Source organism: Escherichia sp. MOD1-EC7003, assembly GCF_002965065.1.
In the GTDB taxonomy this organism is placed as follows: domain Bacteria; phylum Pseudomonadota; class Gammaproteobacteria; order Enterobacterales; family Enterobacteriaceae; genus Escherichia.
Genome location: NZ_PTRE01000129.1, coordinates 1 through 11,084, shown reverse-complemented (window position 1 = coordinate 11,084; position 11,084 = coordinate 1). Strand labels below are relative to the sequence as shown.

Sequence of the window (11,084 nt, the reverse complement as noted above, 5' to 3'; positions counted from 1 at the left end):
CCCTGGAAAGTTGATCTGAGCTCTCAGTAAATATCAATACGGTTCTGACGAGCCGCTTACGAACAGCATTCAGGTGTAAAGGGGGAAATCGCAATGAGTAGCATCAGCCAGAATACTCACCGCTCTTACCAAACGTGGATGAGAGGGACGAAAAACTCAAGGCAGAGATGACTCTGCCTTGAAGATAAATACGTTTTTATAGCGGGATTATTTCAGCTCTTCTGCTTCCGGCAAGGTCACGTTCAGCTCAAGAATAGAAATATCGCCATCTTTTTGCTCAAGCTGTACGGTTACCATCTCAGGATCAATTTGTACGTATTTACAAATGACCTCAAGAATATCTCTACGCAACTGCGGCAGATAATGTGGCTCTGCATCGCTGCGACGGCGTTCAGCAACAATAATCTGCAGACGTTCTTTTGCTATGTTAGCCGTGTTTTTCTTCCGCGAGAGAAAGAAATCGAGTAATGCCATAACTTATCCTCCGAACAAGCGTTTGAGGAAGCCTTTCTTCTCTTCTTCAATGAAGCGGAAAGGACGTTCTTCTCCCAACAGACGCTCTACGGTATCTGCGTAGGCTTTACCCGCATCGGCGTTAATGTCGAGAATGACCGGTTCACCCTGGTTAGAGGCGCGCAATACTGATTGATCCTCAGGGATCACGCCGACGAGTTTGATGCGCAGGATCTCCAGTACATCTTCCATACTCAGCATGTCACCTCTGCTTACGCGGCCTGGGTTATAGCGCGTTAACAGCAGGTGCTCTTTAATCGGTTCTTCGCCATTTTCTGCGCGGCGTGATTTCGACGCCAGAATGCCTAAAATACGGTCAGAGTCGCGTACAGAGGAGACTTCCGGGTTGGTGGTAATAATGGCTTCGTCTGCAAAATAGAGTGCCATTAACGCACCGGTTTCAATCCCTGCCGGGGAGTCGCAAACGATAAATTCAAAATCCATCGCTTTCAGATCATCAAGAACTTTGCCGACGCCTTCACGGGTAAGGGCATCTTTATCGCGTGTTTGCGATGCCGGAAGAATATAGAGATTTTCAGTACGCTTATCTTTAATTAACGCCTGATTTAACGTTGCATCGCCCTGAATGACGTTGACGAAATCGTAAACGACCCGGCGTTCACAACCCATAATCAGGTCGAGGTTACGCAGACCGATATCAAAATCTATCACGACAGTTTTCTTTCCCTTCTGGGCCAAACCAGTAGCGATGGCCGCGCTGGAGGTTGTCTTACCAACCCCCCCTTTGCCCGAAGTAACAACAATAATGCGTGCCATAGAAATTCCTTGTTAAAAAGGGATCAATTTAACGGTTGAACAGTCAAAGCGTTTTCGACTAACTGCAGTCGCGCCGCTTTGCCATAAAATTCTGCTGGGATTTGATCACTCAGCCAGTATTCACCTGCGATGGATACCAGTTCCGCCATCAGGTTCGTACAAAATATTTGCGTTTCCCGATCACCACTTGCCCCAGCCAGCGCACGACCGCGCATCATGCCATAGACATGAATGTTACCATCGGCAATCAACTCAGCCCCAGCGCTAACATGGCTTGTAACAATCAGGTCACATTGTGGAGCATAAATACGCTGACCGGAACGCACCGGGGTATCTATTAAACGCGTTTTTGTGACCGGTGTTGTATTTTTCGCTGGAGCCTGCGGTGCGGGAGCTGGACGCGGCGCTTTTTCCTTTCCCTCCGTCAGGATAGGCAGCCCCATCTTTTCAATTTCGGCTTTAAGTTGCGCATCTTTGCAGCCACTTACGCCAATAATCCGCAAACCAGTTGCTGAAACCGCCTTATGCATCGCTGACCAGTTTACCGGGTCTTCAAGTGCACTGACGTTGAGTACAACGGGGGCATGTTTTAAAAATGCGGGGGCCTGAGCGATTTTGTCTTCCAGCGCCTGATGGATAACTTTAGGTTCTGCCTCATGCAGATGAACCACAGATAAAGTGAAGCTACTGCCTTTAAGCTCGATTGGCGTGTTTGACATCCTGGCCTTACTCAATTAGCTATTAATCACCGCCTGTGCGCGATGATGTTCCAAAGACTATAAGGCATGTTATAGTCTGGATTATATTGAGGCAAGTCACCCTCCCATTTATTCAGAGTAAAAGTCTATTCTGTGATAAATGGCGCTGATTCATAGCTTAAAAAATCCCCTTGTCAATCAACCTATTGCCGTCGTACTTTTGATTGTTCTTATTTCCCCTTTCTTTTTCTGCATCCTAATCGTGACCGCATCTTCAGACCTGTTTAAATATCCAGTGTTGAGGCGAGCGTGTTTTTTCACCACGTCAGGCTTTCTTCACTTTCCATTTTTAGCCGCATCATTAAAGAACAGAAAGCCGTTATCTTAATATCTGCCGCAGAATTGCGCTATCATAGAAACCGCAGAAGACGTCTGATACTTCTGTCAGGTCATCGTAACTCACCCAGGTCAGCGGTTTTGATTATGGATTGATGATGAAATGAGCATAAGTGTTGCACGGTTGGATTATCAGGATGTGCTATGAGTATGATGCGTATTTTTTATATCGGATTGTCAGGTGTGGGGATGATGTTCTCATCAATGGCGTCTGGAAATGATGCTGGCAGACTTCAATCTCCGATGTGTGGCGTTGTTTGCGACCCGTATATTTGTGTTGACTCAGATGGGATTTCCCTGGCGTTAACAAGGAAATATCTCGGTGAAAAAGCCGCTGAAAACTTACAATCAGTACAAGGCTACGATCCCAGCCAGTTTACATTCTCTAACGGTATATTTTGCGATGTTAAAGAAAAATTATGTCGTGATGATCGTTATTTTGGTATGGATGGTAAGCGGAGTGGAAAAATCAATCAAACCGCCACAGAGATGTTATTCATGTGTCGTGAGTGATTTTTTAGTTTTGTTTTTACGGGCGTCGTTTCGGGTTTGCAGCACTCGCAGCTCATATTTGCCGGGGGATGACTTATAAAGGGTGCATGGACTTAACAAACCGCAGAAATCTACAGCTGGCTTGTGGCGCGGGTTTCATTGATGTTAGCTTATGCCAAAACCTGGCATCTAAAAGAGTAAAAGTATGTTTTGTGTGATTTATCGAAGCAGCAAGCGTGACCAGACCTATTTATATGTCGAAAAAAAAGACGATTTTTCGCGTGTTCCTGAGGAACTGATGAAAGGTTTTGGTCAGCCTCAGTTAGCGATGATTCTGCCGCTGGATGGGCGGAAGAAACTGGTCAATGCCGATATTGAAAAGGTTAAACAGGCATTAACTGAGCAAGGTTACTATTTGCAGTTACCGCCACCCCCCGAAGATTTGCTGAAGCAACATCTTGCCGTCATGGGGCAGAAAACAGACGACACTAACAAATAACCGATATCCGGCGGTGGCATTATCTTTGTCGGCGCGGGTTTTCATATCCACGATAAGGTGAGGGGAACGTTATGTATCAACATCACAACTGGCAAGGTGCGCTGCTGGATTATCCGGTGAGTAAAGTAGTCTGTGTTGGCAGTAACTATGCCAAACATATTAAAGAGATGGGCAGTGCAGTGCCCGAAGAGCCAGTACTGTTTATTAAACCAGAAACGGCACTGTGCGATCTGCGGCAGCCATTGGCGATCCCATCCGATTTCGGTTCAGTTCATCATGAAGTCGAACTGGCGGTGTTGATTGGCGCGACGCTGCGTCAGGCTACGGAAGAGCATGTACGCAAAGCAATTGCCGGTTACGGCGTGGCGCTCGATCTGACATTGCGTGATGTTCAGGGAAAAATGAAGAATGCCGGGCAGCCGTGGGAGAAGGCCAAAGCGTTTGATAACTCTTGTCCGCTTTCCGGGTTTATTCCAGCGGCAGAATTCACCGGCGATCCGCAAAATATAACGTTGGGCCTGAGCGTAAACGGTGAACAACGCCAGCAAGGTTCGACAGCGGACATGATCCATAAAATTGTTCCGCTGATCGCTTATATGAGCAAGTTCTTTACTCTCAAGGCCGGTGACGTTGTGCTGACAGGAACACCTGATGGTGTCGGCCCGTTGCAAAGCGGTGATGAGCTGACAGTCACTGTCGATGGTCATTCTTTGACAACACGCGTTTTGTAATACTTTTTGCCGCCTGAAAGCGGCGGCAAAACTTGCATCGCTGTGCCAGACTGGTTATAAGGTGCGTTTTAACGTAATGGTGGAACTCCTGATGAGCGATGTACCTTTCTGGCAAAGTAAAACCCTGGACGAAATGAGCGATGCGGAATGGGAGTCGTTGTGTGATGGTTGCGGTCAGTGTTGCCTGCATAAACTGATGGATGAAGACACCGACGAAATCTACTTCACTAACGTCGCCTGTCGCCAGCTTAATATTAAAACCTGTCAATGTCGGAACTACGAGCGTCGTTTCGAGTTTGAACCCGACTGCATTAAATTAACCCGTGAAAATCTGCCAACATTCGAATGGCTGCCAATGACTTGCGCTTATCGCTTGCTGGCAGAAGGTCAAGATTTACCTGCGTGGCATCCGCTACTTACTGGCTCGAAAGCGGCAATGCACGGCGAACGCATCTCTGTGCGTCATATTGCAGTGAAAGAATCAGAAGTGATCGACTGGCAGGAGCATATCTTAAATAAACCTGACTGGGCGCAGTGATACCTTTAATAGATGTTGATGAGCGCTTTCTGAATATACGTCGGGTCACTCGCCATTCCGTAGCCCTGTTGGTAGTGCATCCAATTAGTAGAACATGTATTTTTCAATAAAGGCCCCGATAACCTTTTCATGCAGCTCTATTGAGCGTGAGATTTCGGGCCAGACGCTTGATGCGAGTTCTCTACGTCAGGTTGTTACGTTCTGTAGGGAGGCAGAAACACACGATGGCAGTCACGACAGCGAAACCGGTCACGACCTTTAGGATTCTGACCATGGCGGTAGATCTGAGCAGACTGACAACGGGGACAATGAACAATAACGCTGGCTATAAGAAAACCTCAAAAGCGGCATTATACATCAATTCAACTAATTAGAGACATTACCCTTTCACCACCTTATACAACACGAAGTACGGATTTACTGCGGGTCAAATAAATATAGCGGCAGGAAAAAAGCGCTCTCACAGGAGCGCTGATTGGATTAGCGGCCAAACAGATCACGTTTTTTCGCTTTAAACGGCTGGGAAATCACCACCAGCACCGCGACAATCAGGTAAGCGATAAAAATACCGAGCAGCCATTGCGGCATTTCCAGGCCTAAAAACTCCCACTGCCGCTCGGCGCAATCGCCAGAGGCGACAAATACTTGCGGCACCCATTTATCCAGCGGCAGCCAGTCAGGGAAACGAGGCATAAAATCACAGGTCGCAAACGGCGACGGATAGAGCTGAAGCATGGTGTGCTCGTAAGTTAACTGCACGCCGCGGAACGCACTATACAACCAGATAACCATCGCTACATAACGCAGCGGAGTTTTCGGGGCAATAGCGCCAATCAGCGCAGCACCCAGAACGCCGAATAATGCGCAGCGTTCATAAATACAGAGCACGCAAGGTTTCAGTAACATCACATGCTGGAACCACAGTGCTGTCAGTTCCAGTGCCAGAGCAGTAAACGCCATCAGCAGCCACGCGCCCCGGCCTTGTGAACATTTGTTCAAAAATCGCAACATAATCATTTCCCTGCAATATGCATAGAGTGCGCAGTGTAAACCAATTCATTCGCTGTGCCACCAGGAGGCAGTAGAAATAGGACGCAACTGGACAATTATCGGGCGAAAAGGCAAACCGGGCATTTATATGCCCGGTGAGTTGTTATCAAAGCGTGGCTATCCAGCCCATTTGCATAAACCATTCGGTTACAGGGGCAAGTGTAAACTCAACACAGAGTAACCCGACAACCGTCAGTACGAGGGTATAGGGCAGAGCCATCCACACCATGCGACCATAAGAGAGACGAATCAATGGCGCGAGTGCAGAGGTTAGCAGGAACAGGAACGCCGCCTGTCCGTTCGGCGTCGCGACGGAGGGCAGATTGGTGCCGGTGTTAATGGCGACGGCCAGAAGTTCATATTGCTTCAGTGTGATAACACCACTCTCCATGGCTGCCTTCGCTTCGTTGATATAGATCGTTCCCACGAAGACGTTATCCGAAATAGATGACAGCAGGCCGTTGAAAATATAGAACAACGACAGCTGGGCGTGTTCCGATGCCTGTAGGACAAAATGAATGATCGGTGAGAACAGTTGCTGGTCAATAATCACCGCGACGACCGAGAAAAACACCGTCAACAGCGCGGTGAAAGGCAGAGATTCGGTGAAGGCTTTGCCGATAGCATGTTCATCCGTGACACCGGTCAATGATGTCGCCAGAATAATGACCGACAAACCAATCAGGCCAACTTCTGCCAGATGCAACGCCAGCGCAGTCACCAACCAGACGCCGATAATCGCCTGGACAATCAGACGAACTTTATCCTGACGAGTACGCTGGAGGCGGCTTTGATCGTCAAACTGTTGCAGCACTTCGCGGACTTTCTCAGGCAGCGTTTCACCGTAGCCAAACCAACGCAGCTTCTCCACCAACAGGCAGGTTAACAGGCCACAAATCAGAACTGGAACGGTCACCGGCGACATGCGCAGAACAAAATCACCAAAATGCCAGCCAGCTGCTTTGGCGATGATCAGATTTTGTGGTTCGCCCACCATGGTCATCACGCCGCCTAATGCGGTGCCGACACCAGCATGCATCATCAGGCTGCGCAGAAAGCCACGGAACTGTTCCAGAACCACTTTGTAATGCTTGTCGATATGACTATCGTCTTGCAGGTCGGTATCTTCGGTACGGGAAGAGGCTACGCGGTGATAAATACCATAAAAACCGACTGCAACGCTGATCACCACCGCCACGACGGTTAAGGCATCGAGGAACGCGGAGAGGAACGCCGCCGCCATGCAAAAAGAGAGCGACAGCAGCATTTTGGAGCGAATGCTTAGCAGTAAACGGGTAAATATGAACAGCAACAACTGTTTCATAAAATAGATACCCGCCACCATAAACATCAGCAACAGCAAGACTTCAAGATTTGCCGCCACCTCTTCACGGACGTGTTCCGCGCTGGTCATGCCGATGAATACCGCTTCGATAGCCAACAGACCACCGGGGAGCAGCGGGTAGCATTTCAGAGCCATCGCCAGAGTGAAAATAAATTCCGCTACCAGCAACCAGCCAGCGACGAAAGGGCTGATGAGGAAAATTAACGGATTTACGATTAAGAAAATGATGAGGGCGAGTTTGTACCAGTCGGGGGACTGGCCCAAAAAATTGCGCCATAGCGCACGGCCCCAGGAGATCTCCATGATGGTTTCCCTTACCTTACAAATAATCAATGATGTTTTTATCTTAGAACGCAAAGCTTAACGGTCAGGAGGGGAGCGAGGCAAGTGTTGATGATCTGGAGAAAAGAGATGCAGAAAATGAAGCCTTGATCCCTTTTTTCTTCTTTTTGTCTGCTATCAGCGTAGTTAGCCCTCTGGTATGATGAGTCCAACTTTGTTTTGCTGTGTTATGGAAATCTCACTATGGTCATTAAGGCGCAAAGTCCGGCGGGTTTCGCGGAAGAGTACATTATTGAAAGTATCTGGAATAACCGCTTCCCACCCGGGACTATTTTGCCCGCAGAACGTGAACTTTCAGAATTAATTGGCGTAACGCGTACTACGTTACGTGAGGTGTTACAGCGTCTGGCACGAGATGGCTGGTTGACCATTCAACATGGCAAGCCGACGAAAGTGAATAATTTCTGGGAAACCTCCGGTTTAAATATCCTTGAAACACTGGCGCGACTGGATCACGAAAGTGTGCCGCAGCTTATTGATAATTTGCTGTCGGTGCGTACCAATATTTCAACTATTTTTATTCGCACCGCGTTTCGTCAGCATCCCGATAAAGCGCAAGAAGTGCTGGCTACCGCTAATGAAGTGGCCGATCACGCCGACGCCTTTGCCGAGCTGGATTACAACATTTTCCGCGGCCTGGCGTTTGCTTCCGGCAACCCGATTTATGGTTTGATCCTTAACGGGATGAAAGGGTTGTATACGCGCATTGGTCGTCACTATTTCGCCAATCCGGAAGCACGCTGTCTGGCGCTGGGCTTCTACCACAAGCTGTCAACGTTGTGCAGTGAAGGCGCGCACGATCAGGTGTATGAAACAGTGCGTCGCTATGGGCATGAGAGTGGTGAGATTTGGCACCGGATGCAGAAAAATCTGCCGGGTGATTTAGCCATTCAGGGGTGATAATCTGTATTAGTCGCAACTTGATCTGACATATGGCCTTGAAAGGTTGAGAGTTACCGATTTTGCTATGGGTGTCGAATCCTTATACAAAACACGAGGTAACTCTCATACTACCAATCTACCAATTCCGTCATCAAACTCAAAGCCGGTTTGCTCAATCTGGCTGAAGAACTCAGCAATGTATCTAAAGCCTGTAAAATCATGGGCACAACCTTGAGAATTTCAAAAAGCGCCTTAAGGCACTTCCCTTTAAGGTATCTTCAATGACTCTGAAGTATCTATTAACCCTGTGGAGATTCAAACACCAATTTTGAGCGCTTTTACTGTATCGCAGACACAGGCATTATTGAATACCACTTTATTATTTTTTATGTTTTTAATGAAAAACTAATAAATATAAAACAAAAAAATAATTCCTTTTGTTTTTTGATGATTTACCTGGTTGATTTTTTATTTTTCATAAGGTATTGGTATCGGTGCATGGCTCTTATGGTTGAGAGCTTTATTGTAAATAGCAGAGTTGTTTTTATCATATTTGTTTCGTAATGGACCCTGAAGCTGGTGATGAAAACAGGATATACAAAGACTATGAATAAAATTTACTCTTTAAAGTACAGTCATGTAACCGGTGGACTTATTGTAGTATCCGAACTGGCATCCAGAGTCATTAAAAAAGCAGTCCGCAGCACTCCTTTGACATTATTAAAATTATCATTGTGTGGTGTTTTTTTTAGCACTGCACAGGCTGCTCAGCTAAATATCAATGATGTTTGGGCAAGAGATTATTTAGATCTCGCACAAAATAAGGGTGTATTTAAAGCAGGGGCGACTGATGTATCAATTCAACTCAAGAATGGTCAGACGTTCAATTTCCCAAAAGTCCCAATTCCCGATTTCTCACCAGCCTCAAATAAAGGTGCAACTACATCTATTGGGGGGGCATATAGTGTTACCGCAACCCATAACGGAACTGCTCATCATGCCGTAAGCACTCAAAACTGGGGGCAAAGTTCATATAAATATATAGACCGGATGACGAGTGGAGATTTTGCAGTAACCTGACTTGATAAGTTTGTTGTAGAAACAACAGGTGTAAAAAATTCAGTAAACTTTTCGCTCAATAGTCATGAGGCTCTTGAGCGTTATGGTGTGGAGATCAATGGTGAGAAAAAAATCATTGGTTTTAGGGTAGGGGCCGGAACAACGTCTACTGTTCAAAATGGTAACAAATATGATACAGGACAGGTATATAATCCTCTTTTGTTAAGCGCCTCAATGTTTCAGCTAAACTGGGATAATAAAAGACCATATAATAATACCACTCCTTTTTATAATGAAACCACCGGTGGCGATAGTGGTTCTGGATTCTATCTGTACGATAATGTAAAAAAAGAATGGGTTATGCTTGGTACTCTGTATGGGATAGCAAACGATGGTACCAATATTTGGTCTATTCTGAATCAGTATGATGAAAATACGGTTAATGGTTTAAAAAACAAATTTACGCAAAAAGTCCAGTTAAACAATAATACAATGTCGCTCGATAGTGACAGCTTTACGTTAGCTGGCAATAAAACATCAGTGGAAAAAAAATAATAATAACTATAAAGATCTAAGTTTTAGTGGTGGTGGAAATATTAATTTTGACAATGACGTAAACATTGGCTCTGGCGGTCTCATTTTTGATGCCGGGCATCATTACGCTGTCACTGGTAATAATAAAACATTCAAAGGTGCCGGACTGGATATTGGTGAAAATACTACAGTCGACTGGAATGTGAAAGGGGGTGCTGGTGATAACCTGCATAAAATTGGTGCAGGTACGCTGAATGTTAATGTTTCTCAAGGTAATAATCTGAAAATTGGCAATGGCGTTGTTGTATTAAATAGCGCCAATGCATTTAATAATATTTATATGGCCAGTGGTCATGGTGTTGTAAAAATTAATAATGTTGCAGCACTTAACCAGAATAATGACTATAGAGGTATTTTCTTTACTGAAAATGGTGGCACTCTGGATTTGAATGGTCATGACCAGAGTTTTAATAAAATTGCAGCGACAGATGCGGGAGCACTCATAACAAATAGTGCTGTGCAGAAAGCGGTTCTTTCTGTTAATAATCAGTCAAGCTATATGTATCATGGCTCTGTTTCAGGGAATACAGAGATAAACCACCAGTTTGATACCAAAAATGATAATAGTCGCCTGATTCTGGACGGTAATGTCGATATTACAAATGACATTAACATTAAGAATAGCCAACTCACCATGCAGGGACATGCTACATCTCATGCTGTTTTTAGAGAGGGTGGGGCTTCCTGTCAGATTCCTGGAATTCTTTGTGACAAGGATTATGTATCAGGCATACAGCAACAGGAAAATGCTGCGAATAAAAACAACAACACAGACTACAAGACCAATAATCAGGTTTCGTCATTTAATCAACCTGACTGGGAAAATCGTCTGTTTAAGTTCAAAACATTGAATCTTATAAATTCAGATTTTATCGTTGGCCGTAATACCATTGTTGTTGGTGATATTTCTGCCAATAATTCCACTCTGTCTTTAAGTGGAAAAGATACAAAAGTACATATTGATATGTATGACGGTAAAAACATCACGGGAGATGGCTTCGATTTTCGGCAGGATATTAAAGATGGTGTGTCTGTTTCTCCTGAAAGCAGCAGTTATTTTGGAAATGTTACGCTAAATAACCACTCAGTACTGGATATTGGCAATAAATTCACCGGTGGTATTGAGGCTTATGACAGTTCCGTGAGTGTGACCTCTCAGAATGCTGTT

The 11,084-nt window shown here is 45.6% G+C and carries 12 protein-coding genes and 4 pseudogenes; 8 read left to right on the top strand and 8 right to left on the bottom strand.

Annotated elements, in window-relative coordinates; translation table 11 throughout:
* Positions 1 to 207: 207 nt before the first annotated feature.
* The 3 genes from minE to minC are packed head-to-tail and all read right to left on the bottom strand — an operon-like array spanning position 208 to position 2,009.
* Entirely contained in the window at positions 208 to 474 is a 267-nt protein-coding gene (gene minE, locus A7090_RS19810) for a cell division topological specificity factor MinE (protein ID WP_105275292.1), read from the bottom strand.
* A gap of 3 nt (positions 475 to 477) precedes the next feature.
* Positions 478 to 1,290: a septum site-determining protein MinD gene (gene minD, locus A7090_RS19805; RefSeq protein ID WP_105275291.1), complete on the bottom strand. Its 813-nt coding sequence runs from the start codon at positions 1,288 to 1,290 to the stop codon at positions 478 to 480.
* Positions 1,291 to 1,313: 23 nt separating this feature from the next.
* Complete coding sequence (gene minC / locus A7090_RS19800; RefSeq protein WP_105275290.1) at positions 1,314 to 2,009, bottom strand: septum site-determining protein MinC; 696 nt, start codon at positions 2,007 to 2,009, stop codon at positions 1,314 to 1,316.
* 519 nt (positions 2,010 to 2,528) lie between these two features.
* On the opposite strand from minC, the gene A7090_RS19790 reads away from it, so the two are divergent.
* The gene (locus tag A7090_RS19790) at positions 2,529 to 2,897 is read left to right on the top strand and encodes a YcgJ family protein (RefSeq protein ID WP_105275288.1); all 369 of its coding nucleotides are present in this window, start codon (positions 2,529 to 2,531) and stop codon (positions 2,895 to 2,897) included.
* Here the strand turns inward: A7090_RS19790 and A7090_RS27355 are convergent.
* Positions 2,877 to 3,026: pseudogene (locus A7090_RS27355) on the bottom strand (hypothetical protein); the annotation flags it as partial. The gene A7090_RS19790 and the pseudogene A7090_RS27355 sit on opposite strands and share 21 nt — an antisense overlap.
* A gap of 55 nt (positions 3,027 to 3,081) precedes the next feature.
* Here A7090_RS27355 and A7090_RS19785 point away from each other — a divergent pair.
* From A7090_RS19785 to A7090_RS19775, 3 genes are all read left to right on the top strand, one after another.
* The gene (locus A7090_RS19785; RefSeq protein ID WP_105275287.1) at positions 3,082 to 3,375 is read left to right on the top strand and encodes a YcgL domain-containing protein; all 294 of its coding nucleotides are present in this window, start codon (positions 3,082 to 3,084) and stop codon (positions 3,373 to 3,375) included.
* Between the two features lie 71 nt (positions 3,376 to 3,446).
* Positions 3,447 to 4,106: a fumarylacetoacetate hydrolase family protein gene (locus A7090_RS19780; RefSeq protein ID WP_105275286.1), complete on the top strand. Its 660-nt coding sequence runs from the start codon at positions 3,447 to 3,449 to the stop codon at positions 4,104 to 4,106.
* A 91-nt stretch (positions 4,107 to 4,197) separates the two neighbouring features.
* Positions 4,198 to 4,644, top strand: a complete 447-nt coding sequence (locus tag A7090_RS19775; protein WP_198599598.1) for a YcgN family cysteine cluster protein — start codon at positions 4,198 to 4,200, stop codon at positions 4,642 to 4,644.
* An 84-nt stretch (positions 4,645 to 4,728) separates the two neighbouring features.
* Here the strand turns inward: A7090_RS19775 and A7090_RS19770 are convergent.
* From A7090_RS19770 to nhaB, 4 genes and pseudogenes are all read right to left on the bottom strand, one after another.
* Positions 4,729 to 4,846 (bottom strand): annotated as a pseudogene (locus A7090_RS19770) (IS1 family transposase); the annotation flags it as partial.
* Between the two features lies 1 nt (position 4,847).
* Positions 4,848 to 4,973: pseudogene (locus A7090_RS19765) on the bottom strand (IS1 family transposase); the annotation flags it as partial.
* A 151-nt stretch (positions 4,974 to 5,124) separates the two neighbouring features.
* On the bottom strand, positions 5,125 to 5,655 hold the full coding sequence (dsbB, locus tag A7090_RS19760; RefSeq protein WP_105275284.1) for a disulfide bond formation protein DsbB: 531 nt from the start codon (positions 5,653 to 5,655) through the stop codon (positions 5,125 to 5,127).
* Between the two features lie 145 nt (positions 5,656 to 5,800).
* A complete protein-coding gene (gene nhaB / locus A7090_RS19755) occupies positions 5,801 to 7,342 on the bottom strand; it encodes a Na(+)/H(+) antiporter NhaB (RefSeq protein ID WP_105275283.1) in 1,542 nt (513 codons plus the stop codon).
* A gap of 222 nt (positions 7,343 to 7,564) precedes the next feature.
* Between nhaB and fadR the strand changes: the two genes are divergently transcribed.
* The 4 genes and pseudogenes from fadR to A7090_RS27340 form a co-directional block, all read left to right on the top strand.
* A complete protein-coding gene (gene fadR, locus A7090_RS19750; protein ID WP_105275282.1) occupies positions 7,565 to 8,281 on the top strand; it encodes a fatty acid metabolism transcriptional regulator FadR in 717 nt (238 codons plus the stop codon).
* 588 nt (positions 8,282 to 8,869) lie between these two features.
* On the top strand, positions 8,870 to 9,343 hold the full coding sequence (locus A7090_RS27350) for a S6 family peptidase (protein WP_446718731.1): 474 nt from the start codon (positions 8,870 to 8,872) through the stop codon (positions 9,341 to 9,343).
* 87 nt (positions 9,344 to 9,430) lie between these two features.
* On the top strand, positions 9,431 to 9,877 hold the full coding sequence (locus A7090_RS27345; protein WP_446718730.1) for a S6 family peptidase: 447 nt from the start codon (positions 9,431 to 9,433) through the stop codon (positions 9,875 to 9,877).
* Between the two features lie 181 nt (positions 9,878 to 10,058).
* Positions 10,059 to 11,084 (top strand): annotated as a pseudogene (locus A7090_RS27340) (autotransporter outer membrane beta-barrel domain-containing protein); the annotation flags it as partial.